Raw genomic sequence first — 20,905 nt, forward strand, 5'->3', positions numbered from 1 at the left:
TTTGTTGCAAACTGTTCTTATTGGCAGCGCATGCTACTGGGGTTAACGCCGCAAACATGTGACAAATGGTTTGCTGTGCATCGCTTTGCAAGCAAGCCAATTGACAACAGCGCTCGAATTGTCAAAGGTCAGTGCGGCAGCCATGCAGGCGGAGTTCTCGCACCAGGGAAGGGGAGGGGGTATTTCGAAGCGCGGCTGGTGTGAGGCGCACCGAGAAGGCACAGAAGGTTAGGCATATCGTTCCGCGCTATGCTTGTCCAGGTGATCTTCTTCAAGAATGAAAAAGCATGAGTACCTACAAAGAACTCCTTGAACAGAAAAATGCTCTGGATCAACAAATTGCTTTGGCGCGTAAGGCAGAAGCGAATCAGGCTCTGGCTACCGTTCACAAATTGATTGCGGAGTTTGGGTTCACCGCGCAACAAGTCTTTCCATGGAGACCTGCGGCCAAAAAGGTGGAAGCTAAGTACCGAGATCCAGAAACGGGGTTGACCTGGAGCGGTAGGGGCAGGGCGCCGAAATGGATAGAAGGCAGGAATCGCGAAGAATTTTCGGTTTGACTCATTCCTCGAACTCTTTGATATGGCAGCTTTAGGCTGGTTGCCGACGCTCGGTGGAAAAACTCAGACGGCAGCTGTGCAACGTTTGCCGTCATTCGTCCCGTACTATCGTCCGGGAGCGAACGTTCACTTTAGTTACGTCGCCGGGTCGTCGGATCGTTCAAAGAGCCTGTCCGCACCGTCCTCCAAAGGGATTTCCTGAGTGACGCGGACGCTGTGCCCGTCGGCAGAGGTGGTCCAGAAGCTTGCGCGCTCAGGCATGCCTTCCAGCAGCCTGTCAATGGAGGTTCTATCACCGCCGAATGCGAGGACCCGAAGAGATTGATTCCACTCCACCGCAAACGACCAAATCTCGGATGTAGTGCACTTGCGGATATAAATCTTGAAGTAACCGTCGGCGCCAATGCCGTGAAACCGTAGATCCCAACTGCTCACCTGCTGAGCGAACCACGTCGCCTCTACGCAACCCCAGTTCCCGCGCCCGTAAGCGCCTAAATGCAGATACTCCCCAAGGAGAAACCCGCCCCGGGCCGTGGTGTCGTCGTAGGTGCAGAAATAGAAGAACGCCCGGAAATGAAGTTCAGCTAGATGATGAATCCGATCGTGATTGATTTGTGGTTGTCCAGCAAAGGTGAATGAGGCAAAAAGACCCGGACTCTGCTGGAGGATTTCAATTTCCTCGTGGCTATTTGCCACTGATTTGCCAGTCCGTCGGCTGCCTGTCTTGCTGGCTCGACGTGCCACTTCTGCCGCAAGCTGCTGCTCAATCGCGGCATCTCTGGGTACAGGCGTCGGCAGCATGGTGATCACGGAAATGTCATTTTCCAGGGCGGCCTTCAGGTTGTTGCACGGACCACAGGCATTGAGTATGAGGTTCCATTGCGCTTCGAGCGACCCCTTTGGCACGAACCTGCGACCAATCACATGTTCTTTGGTCGGGCCGAGCGACGCACCTAAAACACATCCGCAGTACGGACAGTTTCGGTTGTTCAAGAGCAGTGGGCGTTCTGGTCTAAGCTCTTCGTACCCATTCATTGCTTCTCCTTATCGAGATTAAGTCACTGCTAGGTCTTACGGCTCAGACCGCGGCTGGCACGCTCTCGGCGCATCGGCTGTCAGACGTGAACGGGGACCCGTACCGGCAACTGCTGGCGCACCCAGTTCGATTGGACCAGAGAGCGCACTCCATCTGAATGGACCTGGGCATTGCCATCCAACGAACGCAGGCTCACGATCAGCGCGACGTTCACGGGCTCGGCCAAAGGCGGTTCATTGGCGCGAAGCAAGGTATCCAGCTGGATTGCCCACTGATCCCCCGCGACACCTTGTGGGAAACGTTTTCGATGCAATTTGACAGGTGACCATTTGCCTCCATGTTCGATTTGCGCAGCTTCGTAGCCTGTGGTTCCGGCCTCCCCCTCCATGGGCACCTTCCCCGAGATACGATTGCCATTCAGAACGCCAAAACTGACGTTCACGTTGGCGCGGACATACTCCGCGCCAGCGTTGGGATCCAAAGGTGGCGAGTAGGCAGCCGTGATGATCACCTCAGCCCTGAGCTTGCCGTTGTGCAGCAGCGAAGCCGGAATGGGGTATGGCGCCTTCCTCCACTTGAAACCCGGAACGACCAGGGCCTCGAACATCAAGGTGAAGCAATCGTCGCTGTCGTATAGGGCAGATAGCGCGTCCTTGGGGATGCCGCAGCCGAAGTAGCGGCGTTCCACTGCTCCATAGTCGGGAGAGGCAAGCCGCGCTGCATGAATCATCAATGCCTTGACCATGTGTGGTGCTACGGCAAGATCAGCGTGGCCTTCCAGGCTTTGCCAAAGATGCCCAGCAACAGAGGTAACGATAGGCGTCGCAAAACTTGTGCCGAAGCTCCCATACAGTGCATTTGCGGGGCCCAGCATTTGCAGGCTGCTCGCTCCTATGCTCCAGTCCGCATGCACGCCGCCGCCTGCATGGACCACATCTGGCTTCGGGGTGAATACTGGTCCAGGTCCCCTGCGGGAATATGGTGCTGGATGTCCTGCGGCCACCATCGCGCCAGGAGAGTCCACATGAGCGACCGCTCCTACCGTCAGGGCTCGCACAGAATCTCCCGGGCTGCTTAGGCGATCCTGCAGGTCTGCTTCCCCGACCGGCCATCCCCGACGCGGTAAGCCCTTATAGTTGCCAGCCGCCACCACAAAGAGCACCTTGTGCTCATCGCTCAGCGCGTCCAATTGCTGCGCGAAGTAGCTGAATTCGTGGTCCCCAATCTGACCACCGCCCAGCGACAGATTCCAGACCTTCACGTGGGGGGCATTGCGCACGGCGTCGGCGAGGCGAACGATTAAGTCCGTGGTGTTGCCTCCAGCTGCTTCCAATCCACATGTATCGTGAACCTGGCACCGCGTGGGAGGAAGCCAGTCGTGATCTCCATTGATCACCTTGGCGCCCGCGACCAGGGACGCAACTGCGGTCCCGTGAACATAGTCTGTTTCAGGCGGAAGTACGTAAGGAGCTGTGGATGCAATCCATGGACGAAGGCTTGCCGCACTGGCGGCGGTTCCCGTGTCGAAAACCCCCACGATAGGGTGATTGATGCCGGGAGGTGGCGGCGATACCGGCCCGGGAATAAAACCAGGTACGGCAGAGGCGGAGTACATTTTTGGCTCTGGAAAGATAGAGCGCAGACCCGGGAACATGCTGAGCGCTTCGAGTCCCTCATCGCTGATCTGTTCGAGATCTACCCTGAACACAGGGGGGCCCCAGCGCTGGACCATCGCCATGGATGGCATGTTGAATCGCTGCAGCACCGCGCGCAGCGCATCAACGTTTTGTGCCGTAGCGTCGGCCGCGTGGTATCGAAACAAGCTGAGCAGTGCTCTTCCGCGCTCGCGCAGTTCGGGCACCGTGGCGGACAGTCGCCGGTCTTTGTCCCAGGCTTGAATCCGTTCTATGGCAGAAAGATTGGCACGGATTTTTTTGGTCTCGCGGAAGCGAATGAGCCTTGCCAATGAGTCGATGGTCACAGCGTTAGCCGCCACGAGCATTTCTTCAATGCGTCCGACACCCGCAGACAGCAAGCCAGCTTCGGCCACCAAGGTGTTAGGCCGGTGAGATTTGGCGATGGCTTTGTCCCGCAGCTTGAGAATCAGCACCCCTGGGGAATTGGGGTAGCGCGCAATCTCTGGGCGAAGCGCACTTGCCGCTGTCACGAGCGTATCGTGTAACTCTGCCCGGTACTGCCGGGTGACAGTCACCAACTCCTTGGTACCGCCTCCACCGTTTTCTGGCGCCGACAGGTCTGCGCGTTGAAAGGGAATCCGGTGAAACGGATTGGTGTTGCGCGCACTACGCGCTCTCATCTCCTCGGTCGCCATTATCGTTCTCCTCCTCAATCGCGTTTCTGATCTGGCGCTGCGACACCCCATATGCAGCGGCCAGTACCCTCTGAGAAAAGTATTTGGGATACCAATGGCGCAGCCATTGAATCTCTGACTGCACGCTGTGCAGCCGCTGCCCATTGTTCATCGCGACCGTCAAGCCCAGACGGCGGAATACCTCCGTCTCCTCGACATGTGGCTTGGCAGAGAGGATCGCCTTGCGCTTAGCGTCAAGGCACACCTGCTCAATAGCTGCCCCAGAGAGCCCTTCAGACCGCTGTGCCAGCTCCGACAAGCTCAATGGAGACGGTGTATAGGCGCCCAGAAACTGCGCCCACAACTGCTCACGTAGATCCTGATCCGGCAATGGCATGGCTAGCCGGTACGTGAACCGACGCCAGATGGCGTAGTCCAGCAACTGGTCGTGATTTGTCGCTGCCAGCAAAATGGTGTCATCAGGCAGTGCGTCGATGTTCTGCAACAGTGCAATCACGACACGCTGAAGTTCGCCCACATCGCGTTCATTGCCTCGCGCGGTGGCCAGCGCGTCGAACTCATCAAGGAATAGCACGCATGGGACTTCCTGTGCATAGTCGAACACGCGCCGCAGATTCCGGCTAGTTTGGCCCAGCAAACTGCTGATCAAAGTGTCACACCGAACGGTGAGTAGTGGCAACTGGAGCTGTCCCGCGGTCCACCTCGCCGTCTGCGTCTTGCCAGTACCGGGCGGGCCGTGCATGACCAAGCGATTAGGCTGGGACACTCCGGCAGCCAGCAGCTTGTCACGGTGCTGTACGGAAGACAAGAAATCCTGCAGCCGTGCTTGCAAAGCGCTGGGCAACAACAACTGGACCTCCCCAAGAACCGGGTGGCTGACATCAACGGTACTCAACCGGCTGTCTCCATCCACCGGAAGATTGCCCAAAGGAGATCTATGGGCCCCTAGTTGTGCGGACACGAGCGCCGCAGGCACACGCGCCAGGCGCTCGCGAATGGCTGATGCTTCGCGGCGGCTCCCATCACGCTCTAGCTTGTCCGCAAGTAGGCCTGCGTAGTTCGCCGCCATACTCTGATTGGACTTGAGAGCGCCGTCGAGAATTTTAAGGACTTCGGAGAGGTGTTCCACGGGACAAGATCATTAACGATTCAGTTTAGTGGAAAAATGCGTCGAAATACATTAATTTTGATCCGTAAAAGGCGGATTCGGCGCAATATTGTGGCACTTCAATACGCTATCCAGACGATGAGATCCGCTGCTACAGGACGAAGGTAGCCCGGATGGACGCTACAACATCGTGCTGGGTTTTGGCTGCGTTGACGCCGTGGCTCGCGGTGCGAACCGTCCCAACCGTAGCGGGTGTTCCGTCGTACAGTTTTTTTGGAGCAGTGCTAATGTTGTGGGTCTAACAAACAGAGGCGCGATCTTTGATGAAGTCCATTTAGCGGACACGCCAAAGCGGGCTTCGTACACTGCAGCCCGCCGCTGACGTCGAACGTTGAATGCTTGCTCGATTCCGCTAGCGGCGGCTCATGGTCGTCAGTACGCGTTCGATGGCTAGATCTGGATGACGGCCATCGCTGCGAAGCAGCCGCCGATACCATTCGTCAAAGCAGCTTTGCCGCAGGGTTGTCATTGGAAGGGCGGTAGTAGCCCACAACGCTGGCAACGCTCCTGTGTCCTGTCATCGCCATGGTGTCAGCCAGCGGCACCTTCTGCACAGCAGCTTCGGTTACGAACCCTGACCGCAGTGAATGCGCAGAAAACACCTCCGGCAGCCCGGCAAGTTTTGCGCGCTCGCGAACAATATCTCGCACGGCGGCAGGGGAGAGGGGTTCACCAAGGTGACCGCCTTTCCTGACCTGCCTGAATATTGCACCGTCCACGATGCCCGAAGCTGTCAACCAAGCCTGCAGAGCTTCGCCCGCAATGCCCTCCAGCGGTTTGACGTTCTCCGGACGATCCGCTGCAGTCTGGTTGCTTTTGGAATAGGCGAGGGTGTAGGTGAAGCTGCTCGGCCCTACGCGGTGAAGGTTCTTCATCGTCGCCCCCGTCACTTCCGACCGGCGGCGCCCGCCCGATGCCCAGGCAAAGAGGAGGAGGGCGCGGTCACGGATCCCCTTGAGTGAATCATCACAGGTGTCCAGGATGGCCATCAATGGGTCCTTGGTCAGCGCGTCCTTCTTCTGAGGAAGCTCGCCGCGTTTACCGTAGGCTCGGCGAGTCTTGGCCAACAATTCGCGGACTTTGGGATCCTGGCAAGGGTTTTTCAGCTCTCGGAGCTGATGCGCCTTGGACAGCACGGCAATCCGATGGATCAAGGTGTTGAGCGCCATCGGGCCTGGCTTGCCTTTGAATCCCGCATCCACCAGAGCTTGGTCAATTGCTGGCGGTAGCTCGTGAGCCAGGCCATCGGCGGTCGTCCGCTGTGCGTGATCCACGATGAACTGCAGGACGGCGTTCGCAGGCAGCGGCAGCGTGATGCCTTGCCCGTACCGAACGCCAAACCAGGCAGCCCAATAGCGCAGCGCAGAGCGATAGCTGGCCAGCGTGTTCACGGACTCGCCCTCGCGCATCAATTCCTCAACAGCCTTTGCGGTCACTTGCGACAGTGAAGAGGGCTCCAGCGAGGGGCTATTTCTCAGGGACGGCAGGCGCATGGTTGAAACCGAGGTTGTAGACGCGAAATTTCCATAAACGCTACATATGATGTATTGTTTACAACAAATTTTGTTGATGGATAACGATAAGCATCGATTATCGTAGGTAAAAATTAGGTGGAGTAGGGTGATGCAGTCAAAAATTATTCGCGGCCCGCGCGGTGTGCAAATGGAAGAGGTTTGGGCTGCCGCCGACACCGTCCTAGGCCTGGGCGAACGGCCGACGATTGAGCGCGTGCGCCAACAGCTCGGCCGTGGCTCCCCAAATACTGTGGGGCCGATGCTTGATGGCTGGTATGGGTCACTGGCCAAGCGGCTGCAGTCGCCGGTGGATGCAATTGAGCAAGACGATGGCGCCGAAGTCCCCTTGCCCGCCCCTGTTGTCAGGGCTGCAAAAGCCATGTGGGGCAGGGCCCTCCAGCATGCTGATGAGCGTGTGACGGCGCAATTCACCGAAGCTCGCAAAGACCTAAGCGTGCAAGCTGAGGCGCTACGCCAAGCGCAAGACGTGCTAGCACAGGAAACACAGCGCCTAGCCGACCGCAGCGAAGCCTATGACATGGCTATGCAGGCCAGGGATGCGCAGATCGCCGAAATGGGCCGTCTGGTTCAGGAACTGCAGCAGCAGCTTGCGGGAAGCCAGGAAATGCTGGCCGCGTCACGCTCTGAGAGCAAGCAACTTCGCTTGGCAGCGGATGCAGAGCGTCGGCGCCAGGAGGCAAAGGAAGTTGAACACCGGGGCGAACGCACGCGCCTGGAAGAGCGTGCTCAGGCTCAGGAACGCAGACTCAATGCAGAGGTGGATCGGGCGCGCCAAGAATCGAAGCGGCTGGCGCTCAAGTTGGAGGGCGACGCCCGAGCATCTGCCAAGTCTTTGTCGGCCTCGCTGGAGAAAGCGCGGGAGCTGGAGGCCCATGTGGTCACGCTGCAGGCGGAGAAAGCAGGTCTGGTCAAAGACCTGCAGGCCGCCAGAGACGAGACGAAAGACCTGCGAGCAAAGCTTGAGCAGCGCAGCACAGAGATGTTCGCCGTCCTCAGCGAACTGCGCGATCGATTGCCGACGATCCCGACCAGCGATCCGGTGCAGTCCACCTTGAAAACTCGTAAAGCACGAGCTAAAGCGAGCAATCGATCGAACTAGCCAATGTTGGTCCAGCGATTGCGTTGAATCTATCGACCGGCCGTGAGGCTTGACGTTTTCCCTTCATCAGCCTTGACGTTTTCCCTTCAGCGGATGTTTGAGGCAAGACGGAGCGGTTTTTTTCTATGAGTTTTATATTTTACATAATATACATCGTATCAACTATTGATCGTCCTTCACGAACACTCCACAAACCAGCCCAACTGCACCGTCTTTCCCTATGATGTTCCACCTACCGCACCACAAGGCGCCATGAACATCGACACCACGTCTTTGATCCGGGACATGGGCATGAACGCGGGCCTGCTGTGCTTTCTGGCCGCGCTGTACAGCATTGTCCTGAGCGGGCTGCGCCATCCTGATCTGAGCATCCGGAAGGCGCGTCAGCGGTGGTTGCCCTGGATCACGGGGTTCCTGTTTGGGCTGACCGGCATCCTGACCATGCTCGTGCCGCTGCGGTTGGCCGAAGGCGTGATTGTTGATGCCCGGCTGGTGATGGCGGGCCTGGCCGGTGCTTATCTATCGCCCTTGGGGGCTGTCTTGTGCGCGGTGGTGCTGGGGGCCTACCGGCTCAGCCTGGGAGGCATCGGCAGCGGCCCGGCCATGGTGGGGATTGTGCTGACCACGGGCATCGGGTGGCTCTGGCAGCGCCACAGGCCATATTTTTCTCGGCAGCGCTTTGGAGCCTGGTCCGACGGGTTCTGGCTGGTTGGGCTGGGCTTCAGCCTGGCGGCGGGCGGCATGCTGGCGATACAGACCTTGCCGCCGGAGATCGCCCGAGCGGTCACCGCACGGTCCTGGATGGCGGTGGTGGTGATCTATCCCATCGGCACGGTGCTGCTGGGGTTTCTGCTCGACAACACGCAAAAGCTCAACCAGCGCGAAGAAGCCCTGGAGCAGACGGCCGAAACCTTGAAGACCATGCTCGCCGAAGCGCGCCAGGCCGCCAGCGTGTTCGTCAACAGCAAGGACACGATCGCCATCGTGCAGCCGGATGGCACCGTACTGGATGTCAACCCGACCTACACCAACGTGCTGGGCTATTCGCGTGAAGAGCTGATTGGGAAGTCGTCCGCCGTCCTGCGCATTGACGAAGGGGGCGAAGCCACGTTCCTGCGCCGCGTGGCGCATGCTATCGAGCGGGACGGCCGATGGCATGGCGAGCTGGTACGGCGCCGCAAGAATGGCGAGGCTTTTGTCTCTGAAGTCACCATCGAAGGCATCAAGGACCCGGACGGCGTGGTGCGCAAGTGGGTGTCGGTGGGCAAGGATGTGACCGAGCAGCGCCGACTGGAGCAGGCGCTTCAGCAGTTTGGCAACTACGACGCCCTCACCGGCCTGTCCAGCCGCCGCCTGTTTGCCAAGGAACTCAACGCGGCCCTCCAGAAGCACACCGATGCCGCCGGCATCCTGGTTCTGTGTCTGCTGGACATCGACCAGTTCAAGGACCTCAACGAGCAATGGGGCCAGCCGCTGGCGGACCAGTTCCTTCGCGTGTTTGCCCAGCGCCTGCGGGCCGAGGCGGGGCCGGACAACCTCATTGGCCGCATTGGTGGCGACGAGTTTGCCGTGGCACTGAAAGACTGCGCACACACCGAGGCCGCCCTGCAACGGCTGGAAGCCCTGCGCCAGGCACTCGCGCGGACGGCGGTGCTGGACAACGCGCATCTGCGCCTGACCTGCAGCGCCGGGGTCACCTTCTACCCCGACGATGTCGCCGACGCCGACGGCCTGATCCGCCATGCAGACCTGGCGCTGTATGCGGCCAAGGAGCAAGGCAAAGACCGGATCGTGGTGTTCGACATCCAGCAGGGCCAGCGGGTGCAGGCGCGCAGGCACACGGCCAAGCTGGTCGAAGACGCCTTGCTGCAAGGCGAGATGGAGCTGTTCTTCCAGCCCAAGGTCAGGATCTCCGATGGGCAGGTCATCGGGGCGGAATCCCTGATCCGGTGGCACCACCCCGAGCGGGGCCTGCTGGCGCCGGGCGCCTTCATGGATGACATTGTGGGCACCCCTGCGGCCAGCAAGCTTGACTACTGGGTGCTGTCCGCTGCGTTCCAGGCCGGCCTCACCCTCGTCGCCCAGGGCAGCCCCCTGCCCTTGAGCATCAACGTCGCTGTGTCCACGCTCATCGACAGCCGGTTTCAGCAGGAGGTCGGCCGGCTCATCCGGCAGCACCCTTCCCTGCCCCAGCCGTTTCTGGAGGTCGAGTTGCTGGAAACCGAGACCTTCAACGACCTCTCGGCCGTGGCTTATGTCATCCAGGGGCTGGACGAGCTGGGTGTGCAGTGCTCCATCGACGACTTCGGCACGGGCTATTCGTCGCTCACCTACCTGCAGCGCCTGCCCGCGCAGATTGTGAAGATCGACCAGTCCTTCGTGCGCGACATGCTCAATGACGAGCGCGACCGGGCCCTGGTGCGCGGCATCGTGAGCCTGGCCCATGCGTTCCACCGCAACGTGGTGGCAGAAGGTGTGGAAACCCCCGCCCATGCCGAGGCCCTGCGTGACCTGGGCTGTGATGGTTTGCAGGGTTATGGCATTGCCAGGCCCATGCCGCTGCCAGATCTGGTCCACTGGATCCGCGCGTGGCAGCCACCGCCGGAGTGGGGCGGCGCCGGGCAGCCTATGCGCTGACCGCTGAGAGTTGGCCGTCCTGTTCACGCGCTGGCAACAGCGCAAACTGCTGCGTTTCCGGCGCTGCCCTCCTCCCCCAGCCGCTACCATCCACGCCCATGAATCCTTCACGCCCTGCCCCCTCCCTCCCGTCTTCCGTCCACTTTGGCCACACAGGCCGCGTCTGCATCGTCACCGGCGGTGCGCAAGGCATTGGCGAAGCCTGCGTGCGCCGCTTTGCCGCCGAAGGTGCCAAGCCCGTCATCGTGGATGTGGACGATGCCCGTGGCCAGGCCTTGGCTGCCGAACTGGGCGCGCTGTATGTGCGCTGCGATGTGGGCGACAAGGCCCAGGTAGATGCTCTGGTGGCCCAGGTGCTGGCGGCGCATGGGCGCATTGATGTGCTGGTGAACAACGCGGGCATCTTCCGCGCGGCCGATTTTCTGGAGGTGACCGAGGCGGACTTTGACGCAGTGCTGCGGGTCAACCTCAAAGGCGCGTTCCTGGTGGGCCAGGCCGTGGCGCGGGCCATGGTTGCATCGGGTGGCGGCGCCATCGTCAACATGAGTTCGGTCAACGGCGTGCTGGCCATTCCCAACATCGCCAGCTACAACGTGAGCAAAGGCGGCGTGAACCAGCTCACGCGGGTGATGGCACTGGCGTTGGCCGACAGGAACATCCGCGTGAACGCCGTGGCCCCCGGCACCATTGCCACCGAACTGGCCGCCAAGGCGGTGCTGACCAGCGAGGAAGCCAAACACAAGATCATGAGCCGCACGCCGATGAAGCGCCTGGGCGAGCCGTCGGAGATTGCCGATGTGGTGGCCTGGCTGGCCAGTGACGCCGCCAGCTACGTCACGGGCGAGATCGTGACGGTGGACGGCGGGCGTATGACGCTGAACTACACCGTGCCGGTGTAGCTATGCGCTATTGAATTGATAGCTTGAAGGGCAATGCCATCAGGCGGTAGGGCCGGTTTTTATTCGCATTTCAGGCCTGTGCCACGCGCCGCAGCAGCCCCGACATGCTGCGCGGCCAGCCCACCCGGCCAAACCAGGCACCGCCCGCAATGGCCCAGGCGTTGATCAGCCCATACAGCACCAGCGCCCCGCCCTGCGCAGCAAACACGGCCTGCAGCCCGCCGCCCCAGCGCAGGGCCAGCCAGCCCCCGGCCACGGCCACCGCCAGCCGGGCGATGTTGCCGATCACCGGCCACATCAGGCGCCCAGCCCCTTGCGAGGCAAAGTACAGCACCAGGCCCAGGCCAAAGAAGCCATACATCGGGCCAACGGTGCGCAGATAGAGCGCGCCGGATTCGAGCATGGCCGGGTCGCTGTTGAACAGCCGCAGCCAGGTGGCAGGGTAAGCGGCGGCCCAGAGCCCGATGGCCTCGGCCATGGCAAAGGCCATGGCCGCGCCGATCCAGGTGGCGCGCAGCGCCCGCTCGCGCTGGCCTGCGCCAATGCAGGTGCCGACCATGGCCACCAGGGGCGCGCCCAGGCCGAACACCAGCGGCACCAGCAGGTACTCGAGCCGCGACGCCGTGCCATAGCCCGCAATGGCCGCCGTGCCAAAGCCGCCCACCAGCGCCGTTGTCACGCCAATCGCAAGGTTGGTGGCCACGGTGGAGACCGTGCCCACCAGGCCCACGCGCAGGATGTCTTTGAACAGCGCCCAGCGAAAACGGATGTGCGCCAGCGACGGCCGCAGCAGGCTGCGTGGCGACCACAGGTAGGCCGCCAGCACCGCGCTGCCCACCGCGTAGTACGCCATCAGCGCAATGGCGCCGCCCGCAATGCCCAAGCCCGGCAGCGGGCCCCAGCCAAAGATCAGCAGGGGCGACAGCGGCACCAGCACGACCGCGCCCAGCACCGTCACATACGCCGGCACAGCCATGTTGCCCGTGCCACGGATCACGGCCGAGAGGGTGTTGAACAGCCAGACCAGCACCGCGCCCGCAAACACCCAGTTGGAGTAGACCAGCGCCGCCTCCAGCGCCCCGCCCGTGCCGCCCATGCGGGTGTAGAGCCAGCGCCCTCCTCCCACCACGCCCACGGTGAAGACCAGCGCAAACACTGCCGCAATGGCCAGCGCGTGCAGCACCAGCGCATCGGCATCGTCACGCCGCCGTGCGCCCAGCGCGCGCGCAATGGCCGAGGCAATGCCGCCGCCCATGGCACCGGCCGAGGTCATCTGCATGAGCATGACCACCGGGAACACCAGTGCCATGCCCGCCAGCGCGTCGGTGCCCAACTGGCCCACAAAATAGGTTTCGATCAGGCCCACGCCCGCCTGGGCCAGCATGACCAGCACATTGGGCATGGCCAGGCGCAGCAAGGTGGGGGCGATGGGCGCCTCCAGCAGCAGGCGCGTGCGCGGGTCGAGCGCCGGGGTCGCTGCTGCGGTGCTCATGAAGCCGCCCCTGCTGCTGCGGTGGGTGCAGTGAGTGCGGTTGCTGCGCCGGGCCGCCGTGGCACCACGATCCGCACGGTGGACAGCTGCAGCACGTCGCCATGCTGGTTGCGGGTTTCGCTGCGCACCGTGACCATGCCCCGGTCAGGCTTGGATTTGGAAGGCTGGACCTCCATCACTTCGCTCACCACATGCAGCACATCGCTGGCGCGGGTGGGCCGGGGCCAGCTGATCTCGGCCCCGGCGCCGATGATGCCGCCCGCAATCGGCAGCCCCGTGGTCACCTGCAGCCGCATGGTGATGGCCGCCGTGTGCCAGCCGCTGGCGGCCAGCCCGCCAAACAGCGTGGCGCGGCCTGCGGCGTCGTCCAGGTGAAAGGGCTGTGGGTCGAACTGTGCTGCAAATGCCTTGATCTGGGCCTCGTCCATGGCGTGTTCGCCGCTGGTATAGCGGTCGCCCACGGCCATGTCGTCCAGGTACAGCGGGGTGTGCGTTTCGGGCAATGCGGCGGCTGCCGCCAGGGTGGATGTCATGGCAGGTTGCTTTCGATGTCGAAGAAAAATGCGTGGGCGGTCAGGCCGCAGCGGCAGCGGCCCGGCGCGGCAGCGGCGATTCGCGGATGGGCAGGTTCACCAGCGCGGCCCCGGCAGCCAGCGCGATGTCGATGTACCAGACCCAGTCGTAGCTGCCCGTGGCCTGGAAGACGCTGCCACCCAGGTAGGCGCCCAGAAAACCGCCGATCTGGTGCGACAGCATCACGATGCCAAACAGCATCGCCATGTTGGCCGTGCCAAACATCTTGGCCACCAGGCCCGCCGTGGGCGGCACGGTCGAGAGAAAGGTCACGCCCATCACAGCAGCAAACACCAGCACCACGGTGGGCGTTTTGGGTGCTAGCAAAAAGATGAGCACCGCGATGCCCCGTGTGGCGTACAGCAGCGCCAGCAGCGACTTCATGCGCCAGCGGCCTACGGCCCAGCCCATGGCCAGGCTGCCGACGATGTTGAACAGCCCGATCACGGCCAGCGCCCAGCCGCCCACGTCGGGGGCCAGCCCACAGGCGGCGATCACGCCCGGCAGGTGGGTGGCCAGAAAGGCGACATGGAAGCCGCAGACCAGAAAACCCGCCGCCAGATATCGGTAGCTGGGCGTGGCCAGCGCCTGCGCTATGGCCTCGCGCGCAGTCAGCGCCTTCTGGCCCGATGCGGCAGCGGCCTGCGCCGCCAGCGCGTTGGAATTGCCCTTGAGCACCCACACCGCAGGCAGCGCCAGCAGCACCAGCACGCCCAGCCACTGCATGGCGTTGGCCCAGCCCACGGCGGCCGTCAGGCTGATGGCAATGGGCGCCATCACAAACTGACCAAACGAACCACCTGCGTTGACGATGCCGCTGGCTAACCCGCGCTTGTGCGCAGGCACCAGCCGCGCCGTGGCCGCCATCAGCACCGAGGGGCCGGCCATGCCCGCCCCTCCCGCGGCCAGCACGCCAACCGCAAAAATCAGCCCGGCGGTGGTGGTCATGTAGGGGGTGATGAAGGTGCCCAGCGCCACCAGCGCCACGCCCAGCAGGATGACGCGGCCGGTGCCGATGCGGTCGGCCACTGCGCCGGCAAACGGCTGGGTCAGGCCCCACCACAGCTGGCCAAAGGCAAACGCGAGGCTGATGCTGCCAATGCCCAGCGCGGTGGAGGTGTTCAGCGCCGAGAGGAACAGGCCCATGGTCTGGCGTGTGCCCATGGTCAGCGCAAAGGTGCCTGCGGCCGCCAGCAGCACCAGCCACAGGGCGATGGTGGGTGCGGCCGACCTGGTTTGGGTGGGCTGGGTGTCAGTCGTCATGGCCGGTCTCCTGGTTGGGCAGCGCAGCCAGCAACTGCAGTGAATCGTCCACCAGTGCATGCAGTGCCACCACGCGTTCGGCACCCAGGGCGTCGTTCAGGGCCAGCTGGGCGGCTTTCCAGTGGCGCTGGGCCTCGGCGCGTTTGTCGCGGCCCGCGTCGGTGATGTGCACCAGGCGGCTGCGCGCGTCGGTGCCCGCCTCCAGCGTGACCCAGCCTGCGTCCACCAGCGGGCGCAGATTGCGGGTGAGTGTGGAGGCGTCCATCTTCATCTCGGCCGCCAGATCGCCCGGGCGGATCGGCCCGAGCTTGAGCACGTGGGACAACAGCGAATACTGCGTGGTCTTGAGCCCGCAGCGGGCCATTTCCACGTCGTAGTGGTTGGCCACACGGCGCATGAGCTGGCGCAGCTTGAAGTTGGTGCAGCCCTGCGGCACTGCAGTGGTTGCGGCAGAAGCGCCAAGGCGCTGGGGGCTGGTTTCGGCTTGCATGGATTTAATTGTATCTGCAATAATTGCATATGCAAGTCATCGATTTCAACCACGGCAACGACCAGGACACCCCATGACCCAACACAACCACCTCGAACACTGGCTGGCGCAGGAGCGCGACATCCTCGTCACCCTGGACGCAGGCCCCGGCCCGGGTGTGGCCCGGCGCGACCAGATCGCCCACCTGAACGGCCTGCAGCAGATGCAGGCCATGCTGCGCGGCGAGCTGCCCTACGCCGCCATCGCCAAGACGCTGGATTTTTTGATTGTGGAAGTGGGCGACGGCACGGCCGTCTTCCAGGGCACGCCGCGCGCAGAACACCTCAACCCCATGGGCACAGTGCACGGCGGCTGGTTTGCCACCCTGCTCGACTCGGCCCTAGGCTGCGCCGTGCACACGCGCATGGAGCCCGGGCGCGGGTACACCACGGCCGAGCTGGGCATCAACCTCGTCAAGGCAATCACCCCCAAGGTGCAGCGCGTGCGCGCCGAAGGCCGCGTGATCCACAGCGGGCGCCAACTGGCCACGGCCGAAGCTCGCCTGGTGGGGCCGGACGGCACGCTGTATGCCCACGCCACCACCACCTGTCTGGTTTTCGACTTGCCTGCACAATCGAAGGGATGAAATTCCTCCACACGATGCTGCGCGTTGGCAACCTTCAACGCTCGATTGATTTCTATACCAACGTCCTGGGCATGCAGTTGCTGCGCCAGTCCGAAAACCCCGAGTACAAATACTCGCTGGCCTTTCTGGGCTTCGAGGGCGGCAACCCCGGGCAGGCCGAGATTGAACTGACCTACAACTGGGGCGTGGAAAGCTACGAGATGGGCACGGCCTACGGCCACATTGCCTTGGGGGTGCCCGATGCGTATGCCGCGTGCGAGAAGATCAAGGCTTCGGGCGGCAATGTGACGCGCGAAGCGGGCCCGGTGAAAGGCGGCACCACGGTGATCGCGTTTGTGACCGACCCCGATGGCTACAAAATCGAGCTGATCCAGCGCGCCGAGGGCGCCGCTGGCGCAGGCCTGCGTTGATGATTGCTATCAATAATATAGCTGCTTTGGCATGATGGGCGCGCGCAGACGGCTTTTTTGCCCATAAAAAAACCCGGCTTGGCCGGGTTTCTTTATGGAGTGCAGGGGTGCAGTTGTTACAGCGCGCCCAGGCCCACTTCCACGCGGCGGGCTTCGGCATTGCTGCCGCTGGCCGTGGTTTCTTCTGGCTTCTTCAGCTCAATCTTGTCTTCAGCCACACCCAGTGCCTTGAGGGCGTCGCGCACGGCAAAGGCGCGCTGCTTGGCCAGCTCGGCGTTCAGGGCGGCGTCGCCCGTGGCGTCGTGAAAGCCCGAGACCACGGCCTTCTTGCCTTCGGCCACACCCTTGACCACATCGGCCAGGGCCTCGTTGGCACCGCCCGCCAGGTCGGCCTTGGCGGTGGCAAAGTAGAACTTCACCACACCGTTTTCCACCCGCACGCTGGCCTCGTCGGCCGCGGCAGCTGCAGCATCAGCGGCGGGTGCCGCTGGCGCGCTGCTTGCAACAGCAGTGGCCGCAGGCTTGGCCGCGCCCGAAGCGCCGACGCGCTTCACCACCACGGTGCCCACCACGGCCGAAATCACCAGCGCAATCAGCGCAAACAGGAAGCCAAGGGCAAAACGTTGTTGGCTATCGTCGTCAGAACTGGACATGGAAAATCCCCCGAGTGATGAATGAATGGATGAGCGAATGGCCAAGCCTTGGGGCCCGGCCTGCTGAACAAAGCTTTCGATTGTAGAGTGCACCCATGACGAATTTCCCCGTGCCCCTGCGCGATCCGGCCCCGATGCTGGAGCGCGCCCTGCATGAATGGGGCGGCCACCAGGACCTGTGGATCTTTGGCTACGGCTCGCTCATCTGGCGCCCGGATTTCGACTACGCCGAGCGCCGCCCGGCCACGGTGCACGGCTGGCACCGGGCACTCAAGATGTGGAGCCGCATCAACCGGGGCACGCCTGAATGTCCGGGCTTGGTGTTCGGCATGCTCTCGGGCGGCAGCTGCCGGGGCATGGTGTTCCGGGTGGACAAGGCGCATGCCCGCCAGGTGCTCATCAACCTGTGGCAGCGCGAGATGCCCACCGCCGTGTACGACCCGCGCTGGCTCACCTGCCACACGCCCCAGGGCCCCGTGCAAGCGCTGGCCTTCACCCTGTCGCGCAAAAGCCCCAACCACACGGGCGAGCTGCCCGACCACGAATACCGCCGCATTTTTGACGAGGCCTGCGGCCGCTATGGCACCACGCGTGACTATGCCCAGGCCACCTACGATGAGTTGCGCCGCCATGGCATCCATGACCGGGCTCTGGCAAGACTGATTGCGCTGGCCCAAAAAGAGGCATAGTGCACACTTTTGCTGGACGCGTGTGCAGCAGGTGGCGAGACTGTGCCCTTGTGCCGGTTTCAATACCGCGTTCTTTTAGTTATTCATCTGGAGGAGTTGGAGCCATGAAGAAAATCCGTTTTGCTATTGCCCTGTCGTCCCTGGCAGCCGTCGCGCTGGTGGGCTGCGCGTCGCACCTGTCTGGCAATCGCGTAACCGCCAAGCTGGAGCCCACCCGTGGCAACACCACCAGCGGCACTGTGACCTTTGTCCAGACCGGCGATGGGGTGCAAGTGTCTGGCGAGGTGCGCGGTCTCAAGCCGGACTCCGAACACGGCTTCCACATCCATGAAAAAGGCGACTGCTCCAGTGGCGACGGCATGAGCACGGGCGGACACTACAACCCCGGTGGCAAACCGCACGGAGCCCATGGCTCAGGCGAGCACCACACGGGCGACTTGCCCAGCCTCAAGGCTGACAAATACGGCGTGGCCGCATTCAGCTTTGTATCGCGCAGCATCAGTGTGGCAGGCCCTACCAATGACATCACCGGCAAGGGCCTGATCGTCCACCGCGACCCCGACGACTACAAGACCCAGCCCACGGGCAACGCGGGGCCTCGCCTGGCCTGCGCGGTGATCGCCGCCAAGTAACAAATAAATCACGTACCTTTGGGCCTGAACAGCCCCATCTGCAACCCGCCCGCCAGAGATGGTCGGCGGGTTTGTTTTTGACTTCAGGCCGTCTGGCGCATTGCGAGGATGCGCTCAGCCCGCTCCAGGTCCTGCACGGTGTCGATGTCTGTCACCGTGCCTTCATCCTCCACCGCCAGGTTCTGCACCTGCCCCTGTTGCGCAAACTGGCGCACCACGCTGGCCGCGCCTTGCTCGCCCGACAATGCCAGCAGTTCCTGCAGGCATTGCGCGCCAAACCCCACAGGATGGCCGCGCTCGCCATGGAAGAAAGGCACCGTCACCGCACTCTTCGCCACGGCCTGAGCCAACATTTGCAGGGTGTCAGGCCGCACCAGAGGTAGGTCCCCCGGCAACACCAGCCAGCCCGCCGCACCGGCCGTGGCCCGCACCGCCGCAGCAATCGAATCGCCCATTCCCGGGTGGCCCAGGTCCTCCAGGTGCCAGGCCAGCCCACTGGCGCGCACGGCGGCCAGCGTGTGCTGTAGCACGGGCACCCCGGCCAGCAGCGCACGCAGCTTGTGCACCTGCCCGCCCGAAGCCACAAACCGCTCGCCCCGTCCGGAGGCCAGCACCAGCACCACGGGCAGGCCGGGCGGGATCGTGTTAGAGCAAGGGGCGGTAGTGGGCTGGGTAGGCATATCGCACCATGCTAAGCCAACGGCTGGCCCCCTACCCTGTCCAATGCTGCGTCAAGCCAGCGTGTAGCCGCCATCCACCACCAGGTTGTGCCCGCTCACATAGCGGGCCGCCTCCGACAGCAAAAACAGCACCGGCCCCGCCATATCCTCCGGCCGCGCGGGGCGCCCTGCGGGCGATGCCTGCAGAGCGGCGCGCATGTTGTCCTCGCTGCCGAAACCCGCCACCGCCATGGGCGTGACGGTGGGCCCCGGGCTCACGGCATTTACGCGGATGCCCTGCTGAAAATACTCCAGCGCCGCATTGCGCGTCAGGCCCAGCGCCGCATGCTTGCTGGCGGTGTAGGCCGAGATACCCGCAAACGCCACGCCGGACGAGATCGACAGGTTGTTCACGATGGCACCGCCACCAGTGGCCAGCATGGCCGCAATCTGGTGCTTCATCGCGTGGAAGATGCCCATCACGTTGGCCTGCAGCACGGTCTGCACATCGGAGGCTGCCAGCGTGTGCAGCGGCGCGCCCGTGCCCAGCGCCCCCGCGTTGTTGAAAGCGCCGTCCAGCCGACCAAAGCGCTTGATGGCGGCCTCGACGCAGCGCTGCACGCTGGCCTCGTCCGTCACGTCCACAGGCGTCACCCAGGCCTCGCCGCCTGCGGCCCGCACCTGCTCGGCCACGGCTTCGCAGTCGGGCACGCGGCGCGCAGCCAGCACCACCCGGGCGCGCTGCCGCCCCAGGGCCACGGCAGTGGCCGCGCCAATGCCGGACGACGCTCCGGTCACCAGAATGGCCTTGCCGGCCAGATTCCATTCGCTGTTTTGCATGTTGTTTCTCCTTGGATTGTGCAAATCAACGGCTAGCTTATTGACGCATTCATTTCACATAAATAGCCAAAAAATGGATTGTTCGTGAATATGATTCATCAATGAGCCTGGACCTGGCCGATCTCAAACTCCTCAGTACCGTGGCACGGCACCTCAGCTTTCGCATGGCTGCGCAAGAGCTGGACCTGTCGGCCTCGGCCGTGAGCCACGCCGTGCGCTCCATCGAAGAACGGCTGGGCGTGCGCATGTTCAGCCGGACTACCCGCAGCGTGGCCCTCACCCCCGCCGGGCGCCAGCTGCTGGACCGCGTGGGGCCGGCACTGCAGGACATCGCAGCCGCCATCGACGGCATCAACGACTTTCGCGACACCCCGCAGGGCCTGCTGCGCATCAACGCCCCCCGCCCGGCGGGCGAACTGGTGCTGGGCCCTCTGGTGGCGGAGTTTCTGACCCGTCACCCCAAGACCGAGGTGGAGCTGGTGCTGGACGACGGTTTTGTGGACATTGTGGAAGGCGGCTTCGATGCCGGTGTGCGCTATGGAGAGAGCCTGCAGCAGGACATGGTGGCCCTGCCCCTTGGCCCGGCCCAGCGCCTGATGGTGGTGGGCGCGCCCGCATTGCTAGAGCGCGTGGGCACGCCCCACACGCCCCGGGACCTGCTCACCCTGCCCTGCGTGCGCATCCGGTTTCCCAGCGGCGCGCGCTATGCGTGGGAGTTCGAAAAAGCCGGGGAAAAGATCGCAGTCGACGTGGAAGGCCGCCTGACAGTGGGCGAGATGCCGCTCATGCTGCAGGCCGCGCTTGCCGGTGTCGGCTTTGCCTACATGTACGAGCCATACGCTCGTGAGGCCCTGGCCAGCGGCGCGCTGGTCAGCGTGCTGGATGACTGGTGCCCGCCGATTCCAGGTTTCTATCTGTACTACCCCAGCCGCAAACTGCCCACGGCGACGTTGGCCGCGTTTATCGAGATGGTCAAAGCCGCGCAGTGGCCGGGTTGATGGCTAGACGAGGCGCAAGCAGCAGGGGCAGAGATCGTTTGGCCCAGCGGCCCAGCCTTCTCTTCCTGGGCATCACCCCACAAGCCGTTCACCCACCTCGCTACAAATGCCAATGACCGTGACTGGCAAACTGCGCAGCGTTTCACTCGACCCCCATTGGCAGGCAGTTTTTGACCCGAAGCGATCTGTTTGCCACGCAATAGGGATCGGCCATTGGCTGCCGTTCAGTTAAAGTTCTCGCCCTCCGGGTGATTTTTGCCCGTATCGTGCACTTCGCATCCCAAGGGGCATTGGCTCCCCGGTGACGGGGGGGGT

Annotated in this window: 21 protein-coding genes; 10 read left to right on the forward strand and 11 right to left on the reverse strand. The window is 63.1% G+C overall.

What is annotated here, in order from left to right:
- The coding region (locus tag CBY09_RS23940) for a hypothetical protein (RefSeq protein WP_205734080.1) at positions 1-204 on the forward strand (204 nt) is incomplete at its 5' end.
- Positions 205-287: 83 nt separating this feature from the next.
- Positions 288-560 (forward strand): H-NS histone family protein, encoded by a 273-nt coding sequence (locus CBY09_RS02315; protein WP_094286009.1) that lies wholly within the window; start codon positions 288-290, stop codon positions 558-560.
- A gap of 135 nt (positions 561-695) precedes the next feature.
- Here CBY09_RS02315 and CBY09_RS02320 read toward each other — a convergent pair whose 3' ends face one another.
- From CBY09_RS02320 to CBY09_RS02335, 4 genes are all read right to left on the reverse strand, one after another.
- Positions 696-1,595, reverse strand: coding sequence for an HNH endonuclease signature motif containing protein (locus CBY09_RS02320; RefSeq protein WP_133066225.1), 900 nt, complete (start codon positions 1,593-1,595; stop codon positions 696-698).
- A gap of 80 nt (positions 1,596-1,675) precedes the next feature.
- Complete coding sequence (gene iteS / locus CBY09_RS02325; protein WP_094286013.1) at positions 1,676-3,928, reverse strand: S8 family anti-phage peptidase IteS; 2,253 nt, start codon at positions 3,926-3,928, stop codon at positions 1,676-1,678.
- Positions 3,900-5,057: an anti-phage ATPase IteA gene (iteA, locus tag CBY09_RS02330; protein WP_240515551.1), complete on the reverse strand. Its 1,158-nt coding sequence runs from the start codon at positions 5,055-5,057 to the stop codon at positions 3,900-3,902. The genes iteS and iteA overlap by 29 nt, the downstream gene beginning before the upstream one ends.
- Before the next feature lie 479 nt (positions 5,058-5,536).
- A complete protein-coding gene (locus tag CBY09_RS02335) occupies positions 5,537-6,589 on the reverse strand; it encodes a site-specific integrase (RefSeq protein WP_094286015.1) in 1,053 nt (350 codons plus the stop codon).
- 130 nt (positions 6,590-6,719) lie between these two features.
- On the opposite strand from CBY09_RS02335, the gene CBY09_RS02340 reads away from it, so the two are divergent.
- The 3 genes from CBY09_RS02340 (at position 6,720) to CBY09_RS02350 (ending at position 11,266) form a co-directional block, all read left to right on the forward strand.
- The gene (locus CBY09_RS02340; RefSeq protein WP_094286017.1) at positions 6,720-7,730 is read left to right on the forward strand and encodes a DNA-binding protein; all 1,011 of its coding nucleotides are present in this window, start codon (positions 6,720-6,722) and stop codon (positions 7,728-7,730) included.
- A gap of 252 nt (positions 7,731-7,982) precedes the next feature.
- Complete coding sequence (locus CBY09_RS02345; protein WP_094286019.1) at positions 7,983-10,367, forward strand: EAL domain-containing protein; 2,385 nt, start codon at positions 7,983-7,985, stop codon at positions 10,365-10,367.
- A gap of 98 nt (positions 10,368-10,465) precedes the next feature.
- Positions 10,466-11,266 carry an SDR family NAD(P)-dependent oxidoreductase gene (locus CBY09_RS02350; protein ID WP_094286021.1) on the forward strand — a complete coding sequence of 267 codons (801 nt, stop codon included), beginning with the start codon at positions 10,466-10,468 and terminating at the stop codon, positions 11,264-11,266.
- 70 nt (positions 11,267-11,336) lie between these two features.
- On the opposite strand, the gene CBY09_RS02355 is transcribed toward CBY09_RS02350, so the two are convergent.
- The 4 genes from CBY09_RS02355 to CBY09_RS02370 are packed head-to-tail and all read right to left on the reverse strand — an operon-like array spanning position 11,337 to position 15,084.
- Entirely contained in the window at positions 11,337-12,758 is a 1,422-nt protein-coding gene (locus CBY09_RS02355; RefSeq protein ID WP_094286023.1) for an MATE family efflux transporter, read from the reverse strand.
- A complete protein-coding gene (locus CBY09_RS02360) occupies positions 12,755-13,291 on the reverse strand; it encodes a MaoC family dehydratase (RefSeq protein WP_094286025.1) in 537 nt (178 codons plus the stop codon). Before CBY09_RS02360 ends, CBY09_RS02355 begins: the two co-directional genes overlap by 4 nt.
- A gap of 40 nt (positions 13,292-13,331) precedes the next feature.
- Complete coding sequence (locus tag CBY09_RS02365; RefSeq protein ID WP_094286027.1) at positions 13,332-14,594, reverse strand: MFS transporter; 1,263 nt, start codon at positions 14,592-14,594, stop codon at positions 13,332-13,334.
- Positions 14,584-15,084: a MarR family winged helix-turn-helix transcriptional regulator gene (locus CBY09_RS02370; protein WP_094286029.1), complete on the reverse strand. Its 501-nt coding sequence runs from the start codon at positions 15,082-15,084 to the stop codon at positions 14,584-14,586. Before CBY09_RS02370 ends, CBY09_RS02365 begins: the two co-directional genes overlap by 11 nt.
- A 73-nt stretch (positions 15,085-15,157) precedes the next feature.
- Between CBY09_RS02370 and CBY09_RS02375 the strand changes: the two genes are divergently transcribed.
- Both CBY09_RS02375 and gloA read left to right on the forward strand, forming a co-directional pair.
- A complete protein-coding gene (locus tag CBY09_RS02375; protein ID WP_094286031.1) occupies positions 15,158-15,709 on the forward strand; it encodes a PaaI family thioesterase in 552 nt (183 codons plus the stop codon).
- Positions 15,706-16,119 carry a lactoylglutathione lyase gene (gloA, locus tag CBY09_RS02380; RefSeq protein ID WP_094286033.1) on the forward strand — a complete coding sequence of 138 codons (414 nt, stop codon included), beginning with the start codon at positions 15,706-15,708 and terminating at the stop codon, positions 16,117-16,119. Before CBY09_RS02375 ends, gloA begins: the two co-directional genes overlap by 4 nt.
- A 116-nt stretch (positions 16,120-16,235) precedes the next feature.
- Here gloA and CBY09_RS02385 read toward each other — a convergent pair whose 3' ends face one another.
- Positions 16,236-16,772 (reverse strand): OmpA family protein, encoded by a 537-nt coding sequence (locus CBY09_RS02385; protein WP_094286035.1) that lies wholly within the window; start codon positions 16,770-16,772, stop codon positions 16,236-16,238.
- Positions 16,773-16,867: 95 nt separating this feature from the next.
- Here CBY09_RS02385 and CBY09_RS02390 point away from each other — a divergent pair, with 95 nt between their 5' ends.
- A complete protein-coding gene (locus tag CBY09_RS02390; RefSeq protein WP_094286037.1) occupies positions 16,868-17,461 on the forward strand; it encodes a gamma-glutamylcyclotransferase in 594 nt (197 codons plus the stop codon).
- Positions 17,462-17,565: 104 nt separating this feature from the next.
- Positions 17,566-18,093, forward strand: coding sequence for a superoxide dismutase family protein (locus tag CBY09_RS02395; RefSeq protein WP_094286039.1), 528 nt, complete (start codon positions 17,566-17,568; stop codon positions 18,091-18,093).
- 83 nt (positions 18,094-18,176) lie between these two features.
- Here CBY09_RS02395 and CBY09_RS02400 read toward each other — a convergent pair whose 3' ends face one another.
- Positions 18,177-18,773: a nucleotidyltransferase family protein gene (locus CBY09_RS02400; protein ID WP_094286041.1), complete on the reverse strand. Its 597-nt coding sequence runs from the start codon at positions 18,771-18,773 to the stop codon at positions 18,177-18,179.
- A gap of 51 nt (positions 18,774-18,824) precedes the next feature.
- Entirely contained in the window at positions 18,825-19,592 is a 768-nt protein-coding gene (locus CBY09_RS02405) for an SDR family NAD(P)-dependent oxidoreductase (RefSeq protein WP_094286043.1), read from the reverse strand.
- Between the two features lie 101 nt (positions 19,593-19,693).
- On the opposite strand from CBY09_RS02405, the gene CBY09_RS02410 reads away from it, so the two are divergent.
- On the forward strand, positions 19,694-20,590 hold the full coding sequence (locus CBY09_RS02410; RefSeq protein ID WP_094286045.1) for a LysR family transcriptional regulator: 897 nt from the start codon (positions 19,694-19,696) through the stop codon (positions 20,588-20,590).
- The last annotated feature ends 315 nt before the right edge of the window (positions 20,591-20,905 follow it).

The sequence above is a fragment of the Acidovorax kalamii genome, from assembly GCF_002245625.1.
GTDB classification, from domain to species: domain Bacteria; phylum Pseudomonadota; class Gammaproteobacteria; order Burkholderiales; family Burkholderiaceae_C; genus Acidovorax; species Acidovorax kalamii.

Coding starts and splice junctions, on each gene's coding strand:
- CBY09_RS02385 (WP_094286035.1), bottom strand. CDS start 16,772: ATGTCCAGTTCTGACGACGATAGCCAACAACGTTTTGCCCTTGGCTTC.
- CBY09_RS02335 (WP_094286015.1), bottom strand. CDS start 6,589: ATGCGCCTGCCGTCCCTGAGAAATAGCCCCTCGCTGGAGCCCTCTTCA.
- CBY09_RS02395 (WP_094286039.1), top strand. CDS start 17,566: ATGAAGAAAATCCGTTTTGCTATTGCCCTGTCGTCCCTGGCAGCCGTC.
- CBY09_RS02410 (WP_094286045.1), top strand. CDS start 19,694: ATGAGCCTGGACCTGGCCGATCTCAAACTCCTCAGTACCGTGGCACGG.
- CBY09_RS02400 (WP_094286041.1), bottom strand. CDS start 18,773: ATGCCTACCCAGCCCACTACCGCCCCTTGCTCTAACACGATCCCGCCC.
- CBY09_RS02315 (WP_094286009.1), top strand. CDS start 288: ATGAGTACCTACAAAGAACTCCTTGAACAGAAAAATGCTCTGGATCAA.
- CBY09_RS02405 (WP_094286043.1), bottom strand. CDS start 19,592: ATGCAAAACAGCGAATGGAATCTGGCCGGCAAGGCCATTCTGGTGACC.
- CBY09_RS02320 (WP_133066225.1), bottom strand. CDS start 1,595: ATGAATGGGTACGAAGAGCTTAGACCAGAACGCCCACTGCTCTTGAAC.
- CBY09_RS02365 (WP_094286027.1), bottom strand. CDS start 14,594: ATGACGACTGACACCCAGCCCACCCAAACCAGGTCGGCCGCACCCACC.
- CBY09_RS02370 (WP_094286029.1), bottom strand. CDS start 15,084: ATGCAAGCCGAAACCAGCCCCCAGCGCCTTGGCGCTTCTGCCGCAACC.
- CBY09_RS02375 (WP_094286031.1), top strand. CDS start 15,158: ATGACCCAACACAACCACCTCGAACACTGGCTGGCGCAGGAGCGCGAC.
- gloA (WP_094286033.1), top strand. CDS start 15,706: ATGAAATTCCTCCACACGATGCTGCGCGTTGGCAACCTTCAACGCTCG.
- iteS (WP_094286013.1), bottom strand. CDS start 3,928: ATGGCGACCGAGGAGATGAGAGCGCGTAGTGCGCGCAACACCAATCCG.
- CBY09_RS02350 (WP_094286021.1), top strand. CDS start 10,466: ATGAATCCTTCACGCCCTGCCCCCTCCCTCCCGTCTTCCGTCCACTTT.
- CBY09_RS02355 (WP_094286023.1), bottom strand. CDS start 12,758: ATGAGCACCGCAGCAGCGACCCCGGCGCTCGACCCGCGCACGCGCCTG.
- CBY09_RS02340 (WP_094286017.1), top strand. CDS start 6,720: ATGCAGTCAAAAATTATTCGCGGCCCGCGCGGTGTGCAAATGGAAGAG.
- CBY09_RS02390 (WP_094286037.1), top strand. CDS start 16,868: ATGACGAATTTCCCCGTGCCCCTGCGCGATCCGGCCCCGATGCTGGAG.
- CBY09_RS02360 (WP_094286025.1), bottom strand. CDS start 13,291: ATGACATCCACCCTGGCGGCAGCCGCCGCATTGCCCGAAACGCACACC.
- CBY09_RS02345 (WP_094286019.1), top strand. CDS start 7,983: ATGAACATCGACACCACGTCTTTGATCCGGGACATGGGCATGAACGCG.